This is a genomic window from Neorhizobium sp. S3-V5DH (genome assembly GCF_004343065.1).
Classification (GTDB): domain Bacteria; phylum Pseudomonadota; class Alphaproteobacteria; order Rhizobiales; family Rhizobiaceae; genus Neorhizobium; species Neorhizobium huautlense.
Genome location: NZ_SMCL01000029.1, coordinates 1 through 21,250 on the forward strand (window position 1 = coordinate 1; position 21,250 = coordinate 21,250).

Sequence of the window (21,250 nt, forward strand, 5' to 3'; positions counted from 1 at the left end):
TCGTCGCCGTCATGCGAAAGATGATCATCATCCTCAACGCAAGAATGCGGGAACACCACGCTAACGCGATTGACACCTAACACCGTTGCTTTTTTCTATGGAGGCGCCTCAGCCATGCGGTAAATTCAATGCTGCAATGCGGAATGTTTCAGCCGTGCTGGAGATGGATTGTCACCCAGCCGTTCCGCCAGATCGTCCGGACATGACGGAGCCGCACGCCGTTATAGGCGGCCAGCACCTTCCACCGCTGCCCTGCCAGAATGCCGGACAAAATGACGGAGCCTCCAAGGGCCAGATGCGCGGCCAGTTGCGGCGCCATCTTCATGAGCGGACGCGCCAGAATGTTGGCGATAATCAGGTCGAATGGTCCCTCTTGAAGGAAAGCGGGTGAATGGAATCCGGACGCCGTCTCTAATCGGATGCCGGTGGCGATCCCGTTGCGGCGCACGTTCTCCTTGGCGACGCGGACCGCGACCGGATCAATGTCCGTGGCAAGAACAGGAATGTTCTTCAACTTGCGCACCGCAATCGCCAGCACGCCGCTTCCCGATCCGAGATCGAGCGCGTTGCGGACCTTACGAGCCCGCATGACATCCTCGATAACTTCAAGGCAGCCGGCCGTGGTGCCGTGATGGCCGGTCCCGAAGGCCTGGCCGGCATCGATCTCGATCGCGATATCATTGGGCTTGACCTTGTCGCGGTCATGCGAGCCATGAACGAGAAAGCGCCCTGCCCTGACCGGTTTCAGGCCTTCCAGTGATTTGGCAATCCAATCGATATCAGGAATGACTTCGCGCGTGATTACCGCATCGGGAAAGGCCTGGCCAATACCTGCAGCCATACGGTCACGCACCGCTTCCTCTTCATCCGCCATCATGTAGACAGAGGCTTCCCAGATATCCTTCTTTTCCTCGACCTCGGTGGTCGCTATGGCAAGATCTTCCTCGCCGAAGACTTCCGAGAGGATATCGAGGATCTGTGCTGCGCCCTTCTCGGTGGACGTGACGTAAAGGCGGATTTCGCTCAAGGAGATATCTCTCAGCTAATGATCAATGGCCGAGAGGATTGCCACAGAAGCATGGGGGGCTTCAACAGCGAAGGCGTCACCCTTTGATCAGATTCTCAAGCTTCTTGACGGCAACGTCAGGATTTTCGCCGTAAGCGATGGTGCCAGCAAAGCGTCCGCCGTTATCCAGCAGGAAAACGGAAGCGGTATGATCCATGGTGTAGTCGCCCTTCGGATCCTTTTCGTCGACCGGGACCTTCTTCGCATAGACCTTGAAGCCCTTGATCATCTCGTTGACTTTTTCGGGAGGCCCCGAAATGCCTTTCACCCGATCGGTGACGTTCGAGATATACTGGCCGAGCAATTCTGGCGTATCGCGCTCCGGATCGACGCTGACGAAGAAACCGTTGAGCTTTGTTCCGTCAGGATCGACCTGCCGTAGCCAGCCGTTCAGTTCGAAAAGTGTAGTGGGGCAGACCTCCGGGCAATGCGTGAACCCGAAGAAGAGCGCCGTCGGCTTTTCCTGAAAGGCTTTTTCGGTGACCGGCTGCCCGTCCTGGGCGACAAGCTGGAACGGAACCCCGAAGGGGCCTTCCGCAAGCTCCTGTCTCGACTTGCTCATTTCCACCGTCAGCCAGACAAGGACGCCCGCGAGTGCCACGACAGCGACCCAGAGGATGGTGCGAAAGGTCTTCATTGGAATTCTCTCAGTTCGCGCCTGCTAGTCAGGCTGCAGTTCCTGAAGAGATAGATGGGAAGTCGGTCTCGCGCAATTCAACACGCCGTCGTCGCGCTAATTTGTCCCACGGGCGCAATGCTTCGCTCAAAAGCACCAGGAGAGGCCACCCTCGTCGAGCACCAGCATGATGGAAGAGCCAAACCGCAACCAGCCATAGAAAGCCATTCCTCCCAGGCCGAGGAAAAATAGGCTCGCGATGGCGATTATCGGCACGCGATGAGCGTTGGTGGCATCCGGGTTCATGGCCTCATTCTAGGGCTATACATGATTTTTCGAAAGCCCTTTGCCGATTAAGATTAGCAGAGACTTAATATCTTTTTGAGAGCTTGAGGCTGCGAAACGGCTCGGAGAGTCGGCCCGAAGCGAGAAGCCGCGCCGGCAGCCTCTCGCTGCCCTGTGACACTCCGACCACCAAGACATGACGTCGCGCAATCGGTTCGCCTGCCCCATCGTAGTGAAAATCCGCCGATCTTATCCGGCGCAAAAGGAATTCAAGCTGCATGACGAATGGTCGTTCTAGCAAGACGCTTTCCGTGAACCAACGTCTCTGGACACTGGCCGGAGCTGCCTTCGCCGGTATCGGCGCCATGCTTGTCGTCGGATGGTACGAAGGCCATCAGGTTGAACTGGCCCTCGAACGGGCAACGCACATTCACAACCAGGTAGATTCCGTCAACCAGATGCGGATCGCCAATTCGCAGCTCATACTCGTTGCGATGGATACCATCGTGGATCGCGAAGAAAAGCGCGTGGCTCCCGAGCGCTTGGAAGCGATTGCATCCTCCATCCGGCAGATGAACCTCGGCGTGAGCGATATGAACGCGCTTGCTGCCGAGATCGGCACACCAGCACTCGTATCCACCTTCGAAGCTGATCTCGCCGCGGTCTCCAAAGCGATCCAGAGCGATCTCAAGACGATGGTCGAAACCGGGGCGCCCAACGAAGATTACGCGAAGATCGACGATACGATCGACGGCGCCGGCGAGCGGCTCGACATAGCCCTGCGAACCCTTGCGGAAAAGGGCAGCACGATCGTCAAGGAACGGGTCGCGGAAGCCAATTCCGTGTCCGGCCGGGCGCTTTACGTTCAGATCGGCTGCGGACTTGTCGCCCTCTTCATCATGGCAATTCTCCAGATCGTCCACGGAGGTGCGATCCGTCGAGGCATCTCCGGTGTGCGGGCCAGCATGCAGCGGATTGTCAACGGTGACTATGCGACACCGGTCGAGGGTGCAGAACGCGGCGACGAGATTGGTGAGATGGCGCGCGCAACGGATATTTTCCGTTTGTCCGCGATCGAGAAACGCCAACTTGAAGCAGACAGCGAAAAGCAACGGCAGCTCAGCGATCAGGAACGCCTTGCCCGCGAAACAGATCAGCGAGCCGCAGCCGAAGCAATCCGCGATGCCGTGCAATCGCTCGGCAAGGCACTTAACCTGCTCGCCGATGGCAATCTCTCCGTCACCATCGATCACCCCTTCCGCGGCGACCTGGAGCGCCTGCGCGAGGATTTCAACCGGGTCGTCGAACGCCTGCGCCGCACAATGAGCGAAGTCGCCTCCAACGCCGGCTCCATCGGTGCCAGCGCGAATCAGATGCGCTCGGCCAGCGACGACCTCGCCAAGCGGACGGAGCAGCAGGCCGCGTCGCTCGAAGAAACCTCGGCGGCGCTCGAACAAATCACCGCAACCGTCCGCAGCGCTACCCACCGCGCCGAAGAGGCAAGCGAAATGGTGAGCCACACCAAGGCTTATACGGAACGCTCGGCAACGGTCGTCCGCGACGCAACGGCTGCCATGGGACGGATTGAGGACGCAACCGCCGAGATCGGCAAGATCATCAACGTCGTCGACGAAATTGCCTTTCAGACGAACCTCCTGGCGCTGAATGCGGGTGTGGAAGCAGCCCGCGCGGGCGAAGCGGGCAAGGGTTTTGCCGTGGTGGCTCAGGAAGTGCGCGAGCTGGCCGGACGCGCGGCCGGTGCCGCTAAAGACATCAAAGCGCTCGTCACCCGTTCGAACCAGGAGGTGAAGACCGGGGTGGATCTCGTCAAAGCGACCGGCGAGGCCCTGACCCGTATCGGCGAGGATGTTTTGAAAATCGATGGTCACGTTCACGCGATTTTCACTTCTGCGCGCGAACAATCAACCGGACTGACAGAGATCAACAGCGCAATCGGCCAGATGGATCAGGCAACCCAGCAAAACGCAGCGATGGTGGAGCAGAGCACTGCCGCAACCCACTCATTGGCGAGCGACGCGGAAAACCTGAACAGGCTGATGAGTCAGTTTCAAATTCGTGGCGCCGGCGGTCCGCGCGCCGTCGATACGGCGGGCACCTCGACGCCGCCCGGCAAACCATCCCCCGCATTGAACTTGATGAACAAGCTCGCGGGAGCCTTCGACAACAACCCGACCTCCGCCAAGCCGAAGGCCGTGGGTTCCTCAAATCAATGGGAAGAGTTCTGACATGACGAATGCCATCAAGCAGTCCGGCGCCTACCTTGAAATCGTCTCCTTCCATCTTGGAGACCAGGAATTCTGCATCGACATCATGGCGATCCGCGAAATCCGCGGCTGGGCGCCGGTCACTCCCATGCCGCATACGCCCCCCTACGTTCTGGGTCTGATCAATCTGCGCGGTGCCGTGATCCCGGTTATCGACATGGCCTGCCGTCTCGGCATGAAGATGACGGAACCTTCCGAACGCTCGGCGATCATCGTCACGGACATTGCCGGCAAATTGGTGGGCCTGCTGGTTGAACAGGTTTCCGACATGATGACGATTCGCGGAGAGGACCTGCAGCCCGCCCCCGAGATCATCCCGGAAGCCCAGCGCGCCTTCTGCCGCGGCATCGTGGCACTCGAAAAGACCATGGTCTGCTTCCTCAACCTCGACACGGTCATTGCCGACGAGCTGTCCCGCGAAGCGGCCTGATTTTGCACCGCAAACATATTGATGATGTTCCGCCACACGCAAGCGTGGCGGAACATTAATTCATTGTAATTATTACATATTTTTAAGAATAATATTCGGAACTACTTCTTCGCACTGCGAGTTCTCCGACCGCAAACGCCCAACCGAACCGCTTCAAAACTCTTCGGCTGGTTACGAAGATAGGAGAATGATCATGAAAAAGGCCTTTGCGCTCGCAATTCTGATGTCTACCGCCACCATCGGCAGTACTTATGCCCGTGACATGGGCAGCGCTGTAAGACCCGCAACCGATTTTTCCATCGTCTATACCGATCCGGAAATCGACAACAGCGCCAATCGTCTCGATATCCCTGATAGTATCGTCCATCCCACCCCGGCAATGATCCGTCAGGCTCAGGCCAAACTTGATCGGGATTCAGCTCTCCGCGCCGGCCTTCTGCAGAAGAATGTCGAGCTGAACAACGTCGTAGGGATCGATACCGCTGCGGACGGAAGCCGGATCGTCTACATCCGCTGATCCGCCATCCATACCATCTGAAACCGGGTCCGCTCGCGGGCCCGGTTTTTTTCGTGCGCTCGGTCAGATTGACTCATGTCGCGCCCCATGACTGTATCTGGCAGGGTGTTGCGGCAGGAGCTGCTGCCATCCGCGCTTTGGGAGGAGCGGTGTGAGCGATGTAGCAGACGTCATCGTCGTCGGCGCGGGTTTGGCTGGCCTGGTGGCTGCCACGGAACTATCCGATGCCGGTCGCTCCGTTATTATCGTCGAGCAAGAGCCGGAGCAGAACCTCGGCGGCCAGGCTTTCTGGTCGCTCGGCGGCCTCTTCCTCGTTGATTCACCCGAGCAGAGACGCATGGGCATCAAAGATTCCTTCAGCCTTGCCTGGCAGGACTGGCTTGGAACGGCCGGGTTTGACCGAGACGACGATTTCTGGCCTTGCGCCTGGGCAGAAGCTTACGTGGGCTTCGCAGCGGGCGAGAAGCGTTCCTGGCTGCGACAGATGGGACATCGCCTCTTCCCTGTCGTCGGCTGGGCCGAACGCGGCGGCGGACCGGCGACAGGGCACGGCAATTCGGTGCCCCGTTTCCACATCACATGGGGAACAGGTCCCGGCGTGGTAGAACCCTTTGAGCGCCGAGCGCGCGAAGCCGAGCAAGCCGGGAAAATCCGCTTCCTGTGGCGTCATCGCGTAGATCAACTCATCACCGCGGGTCATGCGGTGGTCGGCGTTGCTGGTACCATTCTGGAAGCCAGCTCCGCCGCCCGCGGCGCAGAAACATCAAAAACGCCAGTCGGCGACTTCGAAATTCGAGCGCCCGTGGTGATCGTTGCTTCCGGCGGCATCGGCGGCAATCAGGACCTCGTGCGGCAGATGTGGCCGGAAAGGTTGGGCAAGCCGCCCGCCTTCATGGTCTCGGGCGTGCCGAAACACGTCGACGGACGGATGATCGGCATCACCGAATCTGCCGGCGGCCGTGTGATCAACCGCGACCGCATGTGGCACTACACGGAAGGCCTTCGGAATTGGAATCCGGTCTGGCAGGATCACGGTATCCGCATTCTCCCCGGTCCGTCTTCGATGTGGTTCGATGCCACCGGTCGTCGTCTGCCGGCACCGTTTTTCCCTGGCTACGACACGCTCGGCACGCTGCAGCATATCTTGAGTACGGGCTACGATTACAGCTGGTTCGTCCTGAACCAGAGCATCATCCGCAAGGAGTTTGCGCTTTCCGGCTCAGAGCAGAATCCCGATCTGACCGGCCGCGACTGGAGGCTGACGGCGCGCCGTGCGGTCGGCAGGCGGGCGACCGGACCGGTGGAAGCCTTCAAGGAACGCGGAGAAGACTTTGTCGTCGCTGAGACGCTTGTCGAACTGGTCGACGGCATGAACCGGCTGACCGGTAACGATCTCCTGAAACCGGAGGATCTGGAGCGCGAAATCCTGGCGCGGGACAGGCAGATCGACAATCCCTTCTGCAAGGATGCGCAGATCATGGGCATACACAACGCCCGGCGCTCTCTCGGCGACAGGCTGGTACGCACCGCCAAACCGCACAGGATTCTTGATCCGGCTCACGGGCCGTTGATCGCCGTAAGGCTCAATATCCTGACCCGCAAGACTTTGGGAGGACTTGAAACCGATCTCTCGGCCCGTGTTCTTGGACATGACGGCCAGCCGATTTCCGGCCTCTATGCGGCGGGAGAAGCGGCTGGGTTCGGCGGCGGAGGTCTGCACGGTTACCGCTCGCTCGAGGGTACCTTTCTCGGAGGCTGTCTGTTCTCCGGCCGAACGGCAGGACAAGCCGCGGCGGCCGCAGTCGCGTAAGATCTCACGGCTTCGGCTTGCCGTTCTTCCAGACAACCTGCTGGCCATAGAGCGGCACGGTCGAGATCGCCATTTTGGCCGATCCCTCGACGACCTGCCGCGAATGCGCCAGATAGACCAGCGTATCGTTCGTCTCGTCGTAGATGCGTTTGACGAGGAGGTCTTTCCATATCAGCGAGCGGCCTTCGCGGAACACTTCCTCACCCCCTCTGGACAGGTCGATTTCGCCGATCTCGATCGGGCCTGTCTGGCGGCAGGCGATGGAACTGTTCGAGGGGTCCTCGAACCAGTTGCCCTTTTTGAGGCGGTCGATAATGCTCCGGTCGAAATAGGTGACGTGGCAGGTCACGCCCTTGATTTCCGGATCGGCAATCGCCTCGACGATAATGTCGTTGCCGATCCAGTCGACCCCTACCTTGCCGATAACTTCGGCAGACGTGGGTGCCGCAAGGGCGCAGAACGAAAGCGCGGCGGCAGATACGAGGCAGGCCAGTCGGTTCATGGGTGCGGGCTCCGGTAAACGATCCGTGATCTGAGATAAGAAGCGCCGGAGCAGAAACAAGCAGGCCCCTCGCAGTAGGGGTCTATTTCAGCCTGCAGGTGCAGGGATCATAACCGCCGGAAAAGAGCCTCCCGACCTTCATTCCGATCATCGCGGGTATGTCGCGCACGTGCGAGACCTGAAGCGAACGGGCGATGGCGATCGCCGCCTGACCGCAAATTGCGGCATCCTCTGCCGCATTATGATGGGCAAACCGTAATCCCAGATGTCCGGCAAGGACATTGAGTTTGTGCGAACCGAGATGCGGCCAGACCTTCTTTGCCATCTTCACGCTGCAGAGATAGGAAAGTTCGGGATAGCCAAGCCGATAGACGTCCAAACAGGCGCGCCACACGCTGAAATCGAAGGCGGCGTTGTGAGCGATCATTGTCGCCCCGCGGAAATCATCGGCAAACTCTTCCATCACCTCAGGAAATTCCCCGGCGTCTTCGACATGTTCCGGCCGGATTCCATGGATCGCCACGTTGAATGAAGAAAAACGCATATCCTTCGGGCGAATGAGCCTCTCTTCGACGCGCACGACCTTGTTATCCTCAATCCATGCAAGCCCGACGGAACAGGCGCTGGCGCGCTGTTCGTTGGCTGTTTCGAAGTCGATGGCGATGGTCTTCAAGGGCTGGTTCCGAACGAATATGCACTGACTTCTATCGTTGCCCGATTGATTCGGCAAAGACGGTTGTCATCGATCGTCTCTTGACGCGCCACACAACCTCTGGCTTCATACGCTCCATGATCAGCTTCGCCGCCCACATGCATCTTACCCTGACCATTCACCCCGCAGGATGCGTGGCGGTATTGGCGCGTTAACCGGTCATCCGTCCACCAACCCTGCCGAAGCGGCAGGGTTCGGTCATTCCGCTCTGCTTCGGCGCCCAACGAAGGAGAGCAAAATGAAACGCATTCAAGACGCCCGCGAAAAGCCGCCACGACCGGAAAGGTTTGGCGATGTGCTGATCCGCGCCGCCTGCCCTGCCGATGCGGAAAAGATTACCGCGCTCGCCAATATGTACGGCTACCGCTACGGCACGCTACGCCTGCCCTTCCAGACGGTCGAGGAGACCCGCAAAGGGCTCGAATCCCCTAATCCAGGAGCAAAAAGACTGGTGGCGGAACGCAACAGTCAGATCGTCGGCGACGTATTTCTGGGACCGATGCTCGGTCGACGACGCCACGCAGCGTCGATCGGCATCGGGGTGCACGATGATTTTGTGGGAAACGGCGTCGGAAACGCATTGATGATGGCCATTCTTGACATCGCCGACAATTGGCTGGATCTGCGCCGTGTCGAACTGACAGTCTTCGTCGACAACGAAAAAGCGATCCGTCTCTACGAGAAGAATGGCTTCGTGAAGGAAGGTCATTTGAGAGAATTCGCCTTCCGCGACGGCCAATATATCGATGCTTACTCGATGGCTCGTTTAAAAGATTGACGATCACTCGCTGATGAAAGCCAGCCACTCGTCCTCGTCCATCACCTGGACGCCGAGTTCCCTTGCCTTGTCGAGCTTGGAACCGGCGCCCGGACCGGCCACGACGAAGTCGGTCTTTTTCGAAACAGACCCTGCCACCTTGGCACCGAGACCTTCCGCACGAGCCTTGGCCTCGTCCCGGGTGAACTTTTCGAGCGCTCCGGTAAAGACCACAGTCTTTCCAGCGACAGGGCTGCCGCTTGCGGCAATCTGCTCCGCCGCCTGCGGCGTCACCTCTTCAAGGAGGCGTGCTATCACCTCGACATTGCGCGGCTCCCTGAAGAACTCAACAATGGCGCGAGCAACCACCTCGCCTATGCCCTCGATATTGTTGAGGTCATCCCAGGCGTCGCCTGAAAAGCTTTGCGCCTCCCTCATCGCGGCTTCGAAGGCCTCATAGGTGCCGTAGGCGCGCGCCAGCAGCTTCGCCGTAGTCTCGCCGACATGGCGGATGCCGAGCGCATAGATGAAGCGGTGAAGGGCGATATTGCGGCGTTCGTCGATCGCATCGAAGAGCTTCTTCACGCTTACCTTGCCGAAACCCTCGATATTCTCGAGCTTGGTAAGCGGCGAGGCTTCCTGCCTTTTCTTCAGCGTGAAAATGTCCGGCGCGGTGCGGATCTGCAGTGCAGGGTCCTGGTTCTCGAAGAAAAAGTCGATCTGCTTTGCGCCCAGGCCTTCGATGTCGAAGGAATTCCGCGAGACGAAATGTTTCAGGTGCTCGACCGCCTGCGCCCGGCAGACGAAACCGCCGGTGCAGCGGGTGACCGAATCGAGCTTGCCGGTCTTTTCGTTGCGCTCGCGCACCGCATGACTGCCGCAGACCGGACATTTCTTCGGAAACTCGTAGGGCACAGCGTGGGAAGGGCGCTTTTCCATAACGACGTCGAGCACCTGCGGAATGACATCGCCCGCCCGCTGCACGATAACCGTGTCGCCGATGCGGATATCGTGCTCGTCCTCGCGGATGCGCTCACCGGAATTCCCGATGCCCTTGATATAGTCCTCGTTGTGCAGCGTTGCGTTGGTGACTACGACGCCGCCGACGGTGACCGGCGTCAGGCGCGCAACCGGCGTCAGCGCCCCGGTGCGGCCGACCTGAATGTCGATTCTTTCAACCTTGGTAAAAGCCTGCTCGGCCGGGAATTTATGCGCCGTCGCCCAGCGCGGGCTGCGCGAACGGAATCCGAGGCGGGCCTGCAGGTCGAGCCGGTCGACCTTGTAGACCACACCGTCGATCTCATAGTCGAGGTCCGGGCGCTTCAGGCCGATATCGGTGTAATGCGCAATGATGTCTTCCACGGAATTCAGGCGCTTCATGAGCGGGTTGACCGGAAAACCCCAATCCCTGAATTTTTCCACCATGCCCATTTGGGTATCGGCCGGCATTTCCGACATTTCACCCCAGGCATAGGCGAAGAATTTCAGATTGCGGCTCGCCGTCACCTTTGCGTCGAGCTGGCGGAGCGACCCCGCGGCCGTGTTGCGCGGATTGACATAAGTCTGCTTGCCTTCCGCCGCCATCTTCTCGTTGAGCGCCAGGAACTCGCTTTTCGTCATATAGACCTCACCGCGCACTTCGACGACATCTGGCACGCCGGATGGCAGGCTGTTCGGGATTTCCTTGATGGTCTTGATGTTTTCGGTGACGTTTTCACCCGTCGTGCCGTCGCCACGGGTGGCGGCATTCACCAGTCGGCCCTGCTCGTAGCGAATCGACATGGAAAGCCCATCGATCTTCGGCTCGGCGGTAAAAGCGATCGATCCATCCGGAAGTTGACCCAGGAAGCGATAGACGGAACCGATGAAATCCCGCACGTCCTCGTCCGAAAACGTGTTGTCGAGCGACAGCATCGGCCTTGAATGGGTGATCGGCGCAAAAGTCGGCAGAGGAGCCGCCCCAACCCGGATCGACGGACTGTCGGCGCGGACGAGCTGCGGAAACTGCTTCTCGATCGCATCGTTGCGCCGTTTCAGTCCATCGTATTCTGCGTCCGAAATCTCCGGCGTGTCGTGACCGTGATAAAGCTCATCGTGGCGTGCGATCTCGGCGGCGAGGAAGGCCAGCTCGGCTGCGGCCTGTTCTTCGGTCAGGTTCTCGACGGGCGTCTGTTCGGCGGACATGGCAACGGCTCCTCGGGGTATCGCGGAGTCGTTTTTGTAGAGCAATTTTTGCCGATGGGAAGAGACGAGATCAGCCGCTTCCGGCAAGCAGGCGCTTCGCCGCTGCGCGCGCCTCGTCGGTGACGGAAGCGCCGGCAAGCATGCGGGCGATTTCTTCCATCCGGTGTTCCGGCTCCATCGTCGCAACGCGGGTGGCGATTTTTTCAGAACCTTCGCCCGCCGGTCCTTTGGAGATCAGAAGATGCGTCGCGGCACGGGCAGCCACCTGCGGGGCGTGGGTGACCGAGAGCACCTGCACTTTTTCCGAAAGCCGCTTCAGCCGCTGACCGATTGCATCCGCTACCGCGCCGCCGACGCCCGTATCGATTTCGTCGAAGACCAACGTCGGAGCCGAGCCGCGATCCGCCAGCGCCACCTTCAGCGCCAGCAGGAACCGCGACAGCTCGCCTCCCGAAGCAACCCTCATGATCGGACCAGGGCGCGTGCCGGGGTTGGTCTGGACGTGGAACTCTACCCTGTCGATGCCCTCGGCGGTCGCGGCTTCGGGATCGCTCGTCACGTCGACCATGAAGCGCGCTCGCTCGAGCTTCAGCGCCGGCAATTCAGCCATGACCGCTTCCGCCAGGGCCTCGGCGCCGTGGCGGCGTTTCTCCGACAGAACGGAAGCCGCTTGATCGTATTCGATCTTTGCCGCGACCGCGAGCTTCTCGAGTTCAAGGAGTCTTTCCTCTCCCGCATCGAGATCGGCAAGATCGGCCACCATTTTTTCGGCAAGCGCAGGCAGGTCGGCCACCGCGACCGAATACTTGCGGCCGGCGGCGCGAAGCGCAAAAAGCCGCTGTTCGACGCGCTCCAGCTCCCGCGGATCGAACTCCGTCTTGCGCAGCGCGGCCTCTACTTCCATCTGCGCATTCGAAAGGTGGTTCAGGGCCTGGTCGAGGAGTTCGACGGTTTCTTCAAGAAGGCCCGGCGCCTCATGGCTCTTGCGCTCCAGGCGGCGGACCAGCGAAGCGATCAGCGGCACCGGCGATGCATTGCCATTCAGAAATTCGGAGGCCTCAGAAATGTCGCCGGCAATACGCTCGGCCTTCTGCATGCGAGAGCGCTGCTCGGCAAGCTCGTCCTCTTCGCCGTCGCGCGGCGCCAGTACCTCAAGCTCCTCGACCGATGCGCGGATATAGTCGGCTTCACGCGCGGCAGCCTCCACTTTGGCTCGGTGGGTCCTGAATGCGCGCTCCGCGTCCCGCCAGGAGCGATAGAGACCGGAAATAGCCTGCACTTCTTCCGTCAGGCCGACAAAGGCGTCCAGCAGCGTGCGATGGACATCCGTATCGATCAGCGCACGATCGTCGTGCTGGCCGTGAATCTCGACGAGCAGTTGACCCGCCTGCCGCATGAGTTGCACGCTCACCGGCTGGTCGTTGATGGAGGCGCGCGTGCGGCCGTCGGCGGATTGGACGCGCCGGAAAATCAGGTCGCCATCGTCATCGATGCCGTTTTCACGCAGGAGCCGGCGAGCGTCGTGGTTGCCGGGCACGTCGAAGACCGCAGTGACCTGCCCCCTCTCCTCACCATGCCGAACCAGCCCTCCATCGCCGCGACCGCCGAGCGCAAGCGAGAGACTATCAAGGAGGATAGACTTGCCCGCACCCGTCTCACCGGTCAACACCGACAGGCCGGTCTCGAAGGCAAGATCCAGCCGCTCGATCAGAACGATATCCCGGATCGATAACTGGCTCAGCATGTTTCCTCGATACCGCGCCCAGTCTCAGGCGCCGATGAGCTTGGCTCCGGCGCGTGAAATCCACGAGCCACGGTTTTCGCGAGGCTCTACACCGCCGCCCTGCAGCAGCTTGTAGGAATCCGCATACCACTGGCTGTCCGGATAGTTTCGCCCAAGCACAGCTGCCGCAGTCTGGGCTTCCTCCACGATGCCCATCGCATAATAGGCTTCGGTGAGTCGCGCCAGTGCCTCTTCCACCTGGTTGGTATTCGAAAACTGCTCCACGACATTCCGGAAACGTCGTACCGCAGCAAGATATTCTTTGCGCTCCAGGTAATAGCGCCCGACCTGCATTTCTTTGCCGGCGAGCTGGTCTCGCGCAAACCGGATCTTGGCCTGCGCATCCTCGACATATTCAGAATCCGGATAGTCCTTCACGACCTTGTTCATAGCTTCGATCGTACGGTTGGCGGCACGCTGATCCTGCGTCACGTCGGCGATCTGCTTCGAATGAGCAAGGCCGATGAGGTACTGCACATACGCCGAATCCTGCGACTGCGGATACTGGTTCATATAGCGGTTGCCGGTCGCGATTGCTTCGTCGTTGCGGCCAAGCCGATATTTCGTGAAGGTGCTCATGACCAGCGCCTTGCGCCCCCATTCCGTAAACGGGTTCTGCTTGTCGATCGCGTCGAACTTTCGCGAAGCCTCCGACAGATTGCCGGCCTTCATGTTGGCAAGCCCCTGATTGTAGAGGGCCTCCGGCGGATCCGTTTCCATGCCGAGCTTGGTAATGTCGATATCTCGGTCCGATTGGCAGGCGGTTATGCCAAACCCGGCGCCGATAAGCACCAGCGAGACAAGCGCTAATCTTGCCGTCTTACGCATTCCAACAGACCTTACATGATTCATTCGACAGTTCCTGATCGTCCCGCGCACAAACGCCCTGCCCCGAGCAGGCCGTTCTAGCCATAAAAGCAAAGGGAGAGCAACGCAATGCTGTGGCATTAATGCATTTTTGTGGCATTGATGCCAGCATCGGGATCCTCCCAAAAGAAAAGGCCGCTCCCGAAGAAGCGGCCAAGTCGACTGGATCGGAGTTCTATCAGGCGGACCAGGGTGCCATTTCCGGCATGCTGACCGGTACGAACTCACCTGCCCGCACGCGCGCCGAACGCGAAGACGGAGCCTCGACCACCTCATAGGCGGTCGGATCGCTCATCAACGCCTTCAGCGCATTGGCATTCATTTTGTGACCGCCTCGATAAGAACGGTAACAGCCAATAAACTGGGCACCGGCCAACGCCAGATCACCAACAGCGTCGAGCGTCTTGTGACGGACGAACTCGTCCTCGTAACGCAGGCCCTCGACATTGACGATCGTATCGTCGTCGGAGATCACGACGGAATTTTCCAGCGACGAACCAAGCGCATAACCAGCCGCCCAGAGCCGTTCCACGTCACGCATGAAGCCGAAGGTGCGTGCGCGTGAAAGCTCCTGCTTGAAGGTAGCGGCCGTCAGGTCGCCCTTCCAGGTCTGGCGGCCGATGAGCGGCGAGGAAAAGTCAATTTCGACTTCAAACCGGGTGCCGTCATAAGGGCGAAACTCGGCCCAGGAAGCACCGGAATCGATCCGCACCGGCTTTATGACGCGGATGTAACGCCGCTTGACGCCCTGATTGACGAGGCCGACCTGCTCGATCGCTTCGATGAACGGTAAGGAACTGCCATCCATGATCGGCATCTCGCCGCCGTCGACTTCGACGACGATGTTGTCGACACCGAGCGCGTAGAGCGCTGCCATCACATGTTCAATCGTGGCAACCCATTTCGCGGGCGAGCTGCCGAGAACCGTGCAGAGGTCCGTTGGACCTACATGGGAGGAAACGGCGCGATATTCGACGGAGCTGCCATCATTGAGAATACGGCTGAAGACCACGCCCGTGCCCGCTTCCGCAGGCTGGAACGTAATACCGACTGGAGCTCCAGAATGAACACCGATACCCTTGAGGCTCACCGGAGCGGCAATGGTGTTCTGGAAACCGAGCAATCCGATGGTCATTCCTGCTGCCTTCTTTTCGTCGGATCCACAATCAGAAGATCCGAAATTCTTAGCGCCTTTTGTAGCCGACCGTCTGAATCGGCGGGTCTTTTCGGCGTCTCTTCAGCATCCTTCATACGCAGCCATCCGGAACATTCCAAATCACTGTTCGTTTCGAATTGTAACGTTGCTAACTCTAAGTCCTGATTGAGAAAACAAGGAAAGCCCGGATCTGTGATCCGGGCCTTCTTCACGTTTGGTGACTGCCGTTACCCTAGTTCGACTGGCGCCGCAGGAAGGCCGGAATTTCCAGCTGATCTTCCTCATGGTGAGCCTGCGGAACAGCCCGGCCGTGATCGTCGAGATTGCCACGGCGCGGAGCGTAGAGGCTTGCCTCGGGCGAAAGCGGACGGCGCTGCTGGGAAGCTTGAGCCGGCGCCGGCGCGGTCATGTCGGCATTGACCGGCTCTTCTTCCTCACGGCGTCCCAGCGAATTGGTGATCCGCTTCAGGAGACCCATGGGACCCCGCTCTTCCTGCACGTGCTGTACCGGCTGAGAGCGGCGATCCATCTCCGCCTTCACCACCGGCGGAAAATCTTCCACCTTAGGCATGCGTACAGGCTCCATGATCGGCGACATCGACGGAGCAACCGGCTCGTGATGCTGCGGCTGCGCCATGCGCGGTGCGGGCTGGCTCATCTGAGGAGCCTGCGGCTGAACGTGGGCCTGCATCGGCGCAGGCTGCGGCGCCGGTGCAGGACGGTTGATGACCGGAGCCGGAGCTTCGACCGGAGCAGCACCAAAAATGCGGCTTTGCGGGCGGAATTCTTCCTGCGGCTGCTGCATCGCCGGCTGGGGGGCCGGGGCTACGCGCTGAGGTTCGGCGATTGCGAGCTCACGTTCCATTTCGGCTTCCGCCATGCGGATGGTCTCGGCAATCGGATCGAAAGCCGGCTTGGGGGTCGGAGCGGGAGCCGCCTGCATGACCGAAGCGGGAGCCGGCTGTGCAACCGAAGCTGCCGGCACCGCAGCCGACGGCCGGACGATCGGCTTTGTGGCGGCGCGCATTTCCGCAGCGCGGATATCGACGGACGCCGCACCGCGATCGATGCCGGTCGCAACGACCGATACGCGGATGAGGCCTTCCAGCGCTTCGTCGAACGTCGCGCCAAGAATGATATTGGCGTCCGGATCGACTTCCTCGCGAATACGGGTCGCGGCTTCGTCCACTTCGAAGAGCGTCAGGTCGCGGCCGCCGGTGATCGAGATCAAGAGACCCTGTGCGCCCTTCATCGAGGTTTCGTCGAGGAGCGGGTTGGCGATCGCTGCCTCCGCAGCCTGCATGGCGCGGCCGGGACCCGAGGCTTCGCCGGTGCCCATCATCGCGCGGCCCATCTCGCGCATCACCGAACGGACGTCAGCGAAATCGAGGTTGATGAGGCCTTCCTTGACCATGAGGTCGGTGATGCAGGCAACACCCGAGTAGAGAACCTGGTCGGCCATTGCGAATGCGTCCGCGAAGGTCGTCTTGTCGTTGGCGATGCGGAAAAGGTTCTGGTTCGGGATGACGATCAGCGTGTCGACCGACTTCTGAAGTTCCTGAATTCCCGATTCGGCAAGGCGCATGCGGCGCTGGCCTTCGAAATGGAACGGCTTGGTGACGACGCCGACCGTCAGGATACCCTTGGAACGGGCGGCCTGCGCGACGACCGGCGCTGCACCCGTGCCCGTGCCGCCGCCCATACCGGCGGTCACGAAGCACATATGAGTGCCGTTCAGATGATCGACGATCTCGTCGAGGCATTCTTCAGCGGCGGCGCGACCGACTTCCGGCTGCGAGCCTGCACCGAGACCTTCGGTAACCCGGGCACCCATCTGGATGATCCGTTCGGCCTTTGTCATGGTCAGCGCCTGGGCGTCGGTGTTGGCGACGACGAAATCGACGCCCTCCAGCCCGGCCGTGATCATGTTGTTGACAGCGTTACCGCCGCCGCCACCGACGCCGAACACGGTAATCCGAGGCTTCAGCTCGGTGATGTCAGGCTTTTGCAGCTTGATGGTCATTGCACCAGTTCCTTCTCTCTCAGGCCGCATCGCCGCCGGCCAATTCATTCCAACTCTTCTCTGACGCAGCCGGCAGATACCGCTGTATCAAAAACTTTCCTTCAGCCATTGGCCGACGCGGGCCAGCCGGCCGTTTCCGCTGCCAAGCGAAGCGATCAGCCCGCTTTGCGAAGCATGTGTTTCCATGTCCGCGACCTGCGGATAGATCATCAATCCGACCGCAGTCGAAAAAGCCGGCCCCTTGGCTGCCGCCGGCAGACCCGAGACGCCCATGGGGCGGCCGATACGGACGTTGCGCGCCAGGATACGGCGAGCCGTTTCGGAAAGACCCGTCAGCTGGCTGGCTCCGCCGGTGAGCACGACACGTTTGCCGACGATCGGGCTGAATCCTGACTTCTGTATGCGATCCCGGATGAGCTCCAACGTCTCTTCGATCCGGGCCCGAACGATGCGGGTGACGAGGGAACGCGGCACCTGGGTCGGCTGATCACGATCGTCCTCGCCAATCGGCGGAACGGAGATCACGTCGCGTTCGTCACCGCTGTTTGCGAGCGCCGAACCGTGAACGACCTTCATGCGTTCCGCGTCTTCGATCCGGGTCGAAAGGCCGCGTGCGAGGTCGGTCGTGACGTGATGTCCGCCGAGGCTGATTGCGTCCGTGTGAACGAGCTTGCCTTCGGCGAAGACGGAGATCGTGGTGGTGCCGCCGCCCATGTCGATTGCCGCACAGCCGAGTTCCACCTCGTCATCGACGAGGGCGGCAAGGCCGCTGGCGTAAGGAGTGGCGACAATGCCCTCCACCGAAAGATGCGCCCGGTTGATACACAGTTCGAGATTCTTGAGGGTGGCGCGCTCGGCAGCGACCACGTGCATGTCGACCCCCAGTTCGTCGCCGAACATCGCCAGGGGATCGCGAATGCCCCGTTCGCCGTCCAGCGAGAAGCCGGTCGGCAAGGAGTGGAGAATGGCGCGGTCCTGACGCAGCGACTGCTGGCTGGCCGCAACCAGAACCTTCTTGAGGTCCGCAGCCTCGACTTCCTGGCCGCCCAGATCGATTGTGGCGGTATAGACGTCGCTCGCCAGCCGGCCGGCGGAGACGTTGACGATGAGGCTATCCACGGTGAGGCCGGCCATGCGCTCGGCAGCATCGACTGCAAGCCGGACGACGCTTTCTGCGGCATCCAGATCAGCGATAACGCCGGACTTCACGCCGCGCGAACGCTGATGGCCGATGCCGATGATCTCGATATTGTGGGTGCGGCCCGGCAATACCTGGCTTTCCTGACGCGGCGTCAGCCGGGCGATCATGCAGACCACCTTGGTGGAACCGATATCAAGGACCGAAACAACATGCGAACGCTTGGAAGACAGAGGCTTCATGCGCGGCAACCCAAAGTGCGAGGAACCAAAAACGCTCACAACTGCTCTCCCTGCTTCTTCAGGGTCTTTGCCCGCGCCTCCAGGGCCTCCCTGCGGCGCTCCGTGGCGCCGGAAGTCAACTGGATGGTTGTGCGGTCTTCCAGACGCAGATCGACTGCGGCGACATCGCGCTCCAGCACACCCTGCTCCTTTTCAAGACGAGCGAGCACAGCCAGCGCCTTGCCGACATTGGCTTCCGGTAATTTCAGCACGACACCGTTGTCGAGATGCAGATCCCAACGGCGGCTGGCGACACGAACATAGGCCTTGACCCGGCTTCTGAGCTCCGGCCAGGCAGACATTTCACCTTCGAACGAAGTAGCAGCGGTTTCCGCGTCACGTCCGACAAAGAGCGGAAGCGAAGCGAACTTGTTGTCGCGCAAAGGGGCGATGATGCTACCGTTCCTCTCAATCAGCGAAAGCTCGGAACCATGCTGCCAGATACCGAAAGCCTCGCGCTCTTTCAGCATAACCTCGATCGTCTTCGGGTAGACCTTACGGACCTCCGCATACCGCACCCAAGGAAGCTCTGAAAGCTTGCGGCGCGCCGCATCGACATCGAGAGCGACGAGCGAGGTCGTACCATCAAGGCCAAGAAGCTGGAGGATATCGATTTCCGAGGTTTGGTCGTTGCCGGAGACACGCACGTCCTCGATGGCAAAGCCTGCGGCAGCTGTGGTTGCCTGAGCAACAGTCTGGGTATGGCCGCCCAGCGACATGCCATAGAGACCGACCACGGCGAAGAAGCCGAAAGTCGCAACCGTTCCGGTGTGCTCGGGAATATGGATGCGCCCAGTCGCAAGGCTGACACAAAAACGTACGGCCCGACGCAACGGCCGCGGCAGCACACGCCGCTCCTCCGCACTGGAGTAAAGCCTCTGGGAACGGCCCTGCGGTCCATCCGCTCTTTTGCCGATCAACGCAAGCACGAAGCGTCCTCCACCATCCAACGGACGAGTTCACCAAACGATCGGCCGGCATGTGCGGCCATTTCAGGCACCAGCGATGTCGGAGTCATGCCTGGCTGGGTGTTGATCTCAAGCCAGATAACCTCACCATCCTCGGAGAAACGGTCGTCGTAGCGGAAGTCCGAACGACTGACGCCCCGGCAGCCCATCGCCTGATGCGCCTTAAGCGCTATTGTTTGAATCTTTTGGTAAACATTCGGTGAAATTTGCGCAGGAATGACGTGCTTTGAACCACCTTGAGCGTATTTTGCATCATAGTCATAGAAAGCATTGCCGGTCGGAATGACCTCGGTCACACCGAGAGCCACATCGCCCATAACGCCGCACGTCAGCTCCCGTCCGTAAATGTAACGCTCAACGAGAACCCGATCCCCGTAACGCCACTCGGCGGATCCGATCACCTGCGGCGGATGCGACTGATTTTCCTGAACGATCACGACACCGAAGGACGATCCCTCCCGGACCGGCTTCACGACATAGGGAGGCGTAATCGGATGCACACCCCCTATCTCGAACCGATCCATAACCCTGGCCTCCGCAACCGGAATCCCGGCCGCCTTGGCGACATGCTTTGCCTGATGCTTATCCATCGAAAGCGCAGAAGCGAGAACGCCGGAATGGGTGTAGGGAATCTCCAGATATTCCAGGACACCCTGAATCGTACCATCTTCGCCAAACGGCCCATGCAAGGCATTAAAGGCCACGTCCGGCTTGATTTCGGAAAGGACGGCGGCGATATCTCGGCCAACATCGACGCGAGTGACGCGATAACCTTCGGATTGAAGCGCCTCGGCGCAGGCATTGCCCGAGGACAGGCTGACAGGCCGCTCCGAGGAAAAACCTCCCATCAGAACAGCCACATGCTTGTCACTCATCAATCACTCCCGAAAAAAGGACTTCACGCTACGTTGCGGCGCTTGCGCCAGCCTTGTTCTTCAGCGATTCCCGCCACACCCAAGGCATGCCTATATTAGTGCCTCAATATGGTTAACAAACCGTTTACTTTCGTTAATGCCCCAGTTGAAATCCATTATTGTTCCTTTTGTTTCAGCATCTTAACAAGCCTCTCTAATCAAGAAGATAAAAATAAGCCGACGGCAGTTAGATGCAAAAAAGCCCGCCGGAGGCCGTCCCGCGGGCTGTTTAGTGGCCGGGAAGAATCGCGGTTATTCAGCTTCTCCGACAGCCCTCCAGGCAATCGCGCCCAGTACCGCACCCAGGATCGGCGCTACCCAGAAGAGCCAGAGCTGGCTGAGCGCCCAGTCTCCCACAAACAGCGCCGCGCCGGTGGAACGGGCCGGGTTGACCGAAGTGTTGGTGACAGGAATCGAGACTAGATGAATCAAGGTCAAAGCCAGGCCGATCGCCAGAGGGGCAAAACCAACCGGGAACCGATGGCTGGTAGCTCCCAGGATGATGAACAGGAAGAAGGCCGTCATCACCACTTCCATCACCAGCGCCGAAAGGAGGGAATAGCTGCCGGGCGAATGCTCGCCATAACCGTTGGAGGCGAACCCGCCGAGCTGAAAATCAGCCTTGCCCGAAGCAACCAGATAAAGCACGGCGGCCGCTGCAACCGCGCCGGCCACCTGCGCGATGGCATATGGAAGCAGGCTGGAGGCGGGGAACCGGCCTGCAACCATCAGGCCAATGGATACCGCCGGGTTGAAATGACCACCGGAGACGCTGCCTACCGCATATGCCATGGTTACGACCGTCAGGCCGAACGCCAGAGAAACGCCGAGAAGGCCGATGCCGACTTCGGGAAAGGCAGCTGCCAGAACTGCACTGCCGCATCCGCCGAACACCAGCCAGAACGTGCCGAGAAACTCGGCGAAAAGCTTCTTAAACATCTTGTATCCCCCAAGAG

The 21,250-nt window shown here is 60.1% G+C and carries 19 protein-coding genes; 5 read left to right on the forward strand and 14 right to left on the reverse strand.

The features are described from left to right. Nucleotides 1–148: 148 nt before the first annotated feature. The 3 genes from EDE09_RS25465 to EDE09_RS28380 form a co-directional block, all read right to left on the reverse strand. Nucleotides 149–1,027: a 50S ribosomal protein L11 methyltransferase gene (locus tag EDE09_RS25465; protein ID WP_132413212.1), complete on the reverse strand. Its 879-nt coding sequence runs from the start codon at nucleotides 1,025–1,027 to the stop codon at nucleotides 149–151. A 76-nt stretch (nucleotides 1,028–1,103) separates the two neighbouring features. After that, nucleotides 1,104–1,703 (reverse strand): SCO family protein, encoded by a 600-nt coding sequence (locus tag EDE09_RS25470; RefSeq protein WP_105370045.1) that lies wholly within the window; start codon nucleotides 1,701–1,703, stop codon nucleotides 1,104–1,106. Between the two features lie 126 nt (nucleotides 1,704–1,829). Further along, a complete protein-coding gene (locus EDE09_RS28380; protein ID WP_157948970.1) occupies nucleotides 1,830–1,988 on the reverse strand; it encodes a hypothetical protein in 159 nt (52 codons plus the stop codon). A gap of 257 nt (nucleotides 1,989–2,245) precedes the next feature. Here EDE09_RS28380 and EDE09_RS25475 point away from each other — a divergent pair, with 257 nt between their 5' ends. The 4 genes from EDE09_RS25475 to EDE09_RS25490 all read left to right on the forward strand — a co-directional run bounded on the left by EDE09_RS25475 (nucleotide 2,246) and on the right by EDE09_RS25490 (nucleotide 7,009). After that, nucleotides 2,246–4,213: a methyl-accepting chemotaxis protein gene (locus EDE09_RS25475; RefSeq protein WP_112798427.1), complete on the forward strand. Its 1,968-nt coding sequence runs from the start codon at nucleotides 2,246–2,248 to the stop codon at nucleotides 4,211–4,213. Between the two features lies 1 nt (nucleotide 4,214). Further along, complete coding sequence (locus EDE09_RS25480) at nucleotides 4,215–4,682, forward strand: chemotaxis protein CheW (RefSeq protein WP_105370048.1); 468 nt, start codon at nucleotides 4,215–4,217, stop codon at nucleotides 4,680–4,682. 193 nt (nucleotides 4,683–4,875) lie between these two features. Next, entirely contained in the window at nucleotides 4,876–5,199 is a 324-nt protein-coding gene (locus tag EDE09_RS25485; RefSeq protein ID WP_112823772.1) for a hypothetical protein, read from the forward strand. A 151-nt stretch (nucleotides 5,200–5,350) separates the two neighbouring features. After that, the gene (locus EDE09_RS25490; protein WP_112798431.1) at nucleotides 5,351–7,009 is read left to right on the forward strand and encodes an FAD-binding dehydrogenase; all 1,659 of its coding nucleotides are present in this window, start codon (nucleotides 5,351–5,353) and stop codon (nucleotides 7,007–7,009) included. 4 nt (nucleotides 7,010–7,013) lie between these two features. On the opposite strand, the gene EDE09_RS25495 is transcribed toward EDE09_RS25490, so the two are convergent. Both EDE09_RS25495 and EDE09_RS25500 read right to left on the reverse strand, forming a co-directional pair. Next, entirely contained in the window at nucleotides 7,014–7,511 is a 498-nt protein-coding gene (locus tag EDE09_RS25495) for a CreA family protein (protein WP_112798436.1), read from the reverse strand. 82 nt (nucleotides 7,512–7,593) lie between these two features. Next, nucleotides 7,594–8,184: a 3'-5' exonuclease gene (locus EDE09_RS25500; RefSeq protein WP_105370052.1), complete on the reverse strand. Its 591-nt coding sequence runs from the start codon at nucleotides 8,182–8,184 to the stop codon at nucleotides 7,594–7,596. Nucleotides 8,185–8,461: 277 nt separating this feature from the next. On the opposite strand from EDE09_RS25500, the gene EDE09_RS25505 reads away from it, so the two are divergent. Further along, nucleotides 8,462–9,001 (forward strand): GNAT family N-acetyltransferase, encoded by a 540-nt coding sequence (locus EDE09_RS25505; protein WP_112798440.1) that lies wholly within the window; start codon nucleotides 8,462–8,464, stop codon nucleotides 8,999–9,001. 3 nt (nucleotides 9,002–9,004) lie between these two features. Here the strand turns inward: EDE09_RS25505 and ligA are convergent, their stop codons facing one another. The 9 genes from ligA to aqpZ all read right to left on the reverse strand — a co-directional run bounded on the left by ligA (nucleotide 9,005) and on the right by aqpZ (nucleotide 21,233). Continuing rightward, on the reverse strand, nucleotides 9,005–11,164 hold the full coding sequence (ligA, locus tag EDE09_RS25510) for an NAD-dependent DNA ligase LigA (RefSeq protein WP_112798538.1): 2,160 nt from the start codon (nucleotides 11,162–11,164) through the stop codon (nucleotides 9,005–9,007). Between the two features lie 70 nt (nucleotides 11,165–11,234). Further along, nucleotides 11,235–12,908 carry a DNA repair protein RecN gene (recN, locus tag EDE09_RS25515; RefSeq protein ID WP_132413214.1) on the reverse strand — a complete coding sequence of 558 codons (1,674 nt, stop codon included), beginning with the start codon at nucleotides 12,906–12,908 and terminating at the stop codon, nucleotides 11,235–11,237. Between the two features lie 24 nt (nucleotides 12,909–12,932). Next, nucleotides 12,933–13,799: an outer membrane protein assembly factor BamD gene (locus EDE09_RS25520; protein WP_105370056.1), complete on the reverse strand. Its 867-nt coding sequence runs from the start codon at nucleotides 13,797–13,799 to the stop codon at nucleotides 12,933–12,935. 193 nt (nucleotides 13,800–13,992) lie between these two features. Further along, the gene (gene lpxC / locus EDE09_RS25525) at nucleotides 13,993–14,949 is read right to left on the reverse strand and encodes a UDP-3-O-acyl-N-acetylglucosamine deacetylase (RefSeq protein WP_112798441.1); all 957 of its coding nucleotides are present in this window, start codon (nucleotides 14,947–14,949) and stop codon (nucleotides 13,993–13,995) included. Nucleotides 14,950–15,202: 253 nt separating this feature from the next. Continuing rightward, on the reverse strand, nucleotides 15,203–16,993 hold the full coding sequence (gene ftsZ / locus EDE09_RS25530; RefSeq protein WP_132413216.1) for a cell division protein FtsZ: 1,791 nt from the start codon (nucleotides 16,991–16,993) through the stop codon (nucleotides 15,203–15,205). Between the two features lie 87 nt (nucleotides 16,994–17,080). Then, the gene (ftsA, locus tag EDE09_RS25535; RefSeq protein ID WP_105370058.1) at nucleotides 17,081–18,412 is read right to left on the reverse strand and encodes a cell division protein FtsA; all 1,332 of its coding nucleotides are present in this window, start codon (nucleotides 18,410–18,412) and stop codon (nucleotides 17,081–17,083) included. Continuing rightward, nucleotides 18,409–19,332 (reverse strand): cell division protein FtsQ/DivIB, encoded by a 924-nt coding sequence (locus tag EDE09_RS25540; RefSeq protein WP_205839296.1) that lies wholly within the window; start codon nucleotides 19,330–19,332, stop codon nucleotides 18,409–18,411. Before EDE09_RS25540 ends, ftsA begins: the two co-directional genes overlap by 4 nt. Then, the gene (locus EDE09_RS25545; RefSeq protein ID WP_105370060.1) at nucleotides 19,329–20,255 is read right to left on the reverse strand and encodes a D-alanine--D-alanine ligase; all 927 of its coding nucleotides are present in this window, start codon (nucleotides 20,253–20,255) and stop codon (nucleotides 19,329–19,331) included. Before EDE09_RS25545 ends, EDE09_RS25540 begins: the two co-directional genes overlap by 4 nt. 291 nt (nucleotides 20,256–20,546) lie before the next feature. Beyond that, complete coding sequence (gene aqpZ, locus EDE09_RS25550; protein ID WP_112798445.1) at nucleotides 20,547–21,233, reverse strand: aquaporin Z; 687 nt, start codon at nucleotides 21,231–21,233, stop codon at nucleotides 20,547–20,549. Nucleotides 21,234–21,250 lie beyond the last annotated feature (17 nt).

Bases quoted from the DNA above. Each gene is read 5' to 3' on its own strand.
- ligA (WP_112798538.1), bottom strand. From the start codon at position 11,164: ATGTCCGCCGAACAGACGCCCGTCGAGAACCTGACCGAAGAACAGGCC.
- recN (WP_132413214.1), bottom strand. From the start codon at position 12,908: ATGCTGAGCCAGTTATCGATCCGGGATATCGTTCTGATCGAGCGGCTG.
- EDE09_RS25485 (WP_112823772.1), top strand. From the start codon at position 4,876: ATGAAAAAGGCCTTTGCGCTCGCAATTCTGATGTCTACCGCCACCATC.
- EDE09_RS25520 (WP_105370056.1), bottom strand. From the start codon at position 13,799: ATGAATCATGTAAGGTCTGTTGGAATGCGTAAGACGGCAAGATTAGCG.
- EDE09_RS25495 (WP_112798436.1), bottom strand. From the start codon at position 7,511: ATGAACCGACTGGCCTGCCTCGTATCTGCCGCCGCGCTTTCGTTCTGC.
- lpxC (WP_112798441.1), bottom strand. From the start codon at position 14,949: ATGACCATCGGATTGCTCGGTTTCCAGAACACCATTGCCGCTCCGGTG.
- EDE09_RS25480 (WP_105370048.1), top strand. From the start codon at position 4,215: ATGACGAATGCCATCAAGCAGTCCGGCGCCTACCTTGAAATCGTCTCC.
- EDE09_RS25545 (WP_105370060.1), bottom strand. From the start codon at position 20,255: ATGAGTGACAAGCATGTGGCTGTTCTGATGGGAGGTTTTTCCTCGGAG.
- EDE09_RS28380 (WP_157948970.1), bottom strand. From the start codon at position 1,988: ATGAACCCGGATGCCACCAACGCTCATCGCGTGCCGATAATCGCCATC.
- EDE09_RS25475 (WP_112798427.1), top strand. From the start codon at position 2,246: ATGACGAATGGTCGTTCTAGCAAGACGCTTTCCGTGAACCAACGTCTC.
- EDE09_RS25470 (WP_105370045.1), bottom strand. From the start codon at position 1,703: ATGAAGACCTTTCGCACCATCCTCTGGGTCGCTGTCGTGGCACTCGCG.
- aqpZ (WP_112798445.1), bottom strand. From the start codon at position 21,233: ATGTTTAAGAAGCTTTTCGCCGAGTTTCTCGGCACGTTCTGGCTGGTG.
- EDE09_RS25505 (WP_112798440.1), top strand. From the start codon at position 8,462: ATGAAACGCATTCAAGACGCCCGCGAAAAGCCGCCACGACCGGAAAGG.
- ftsZ (WP_132413216.1), bottom strand. From the start codon at position 16,993: ATGACCATCAAGCTGCAAAAGCCTGACATCACCGAGCTGAAGCCTCGG.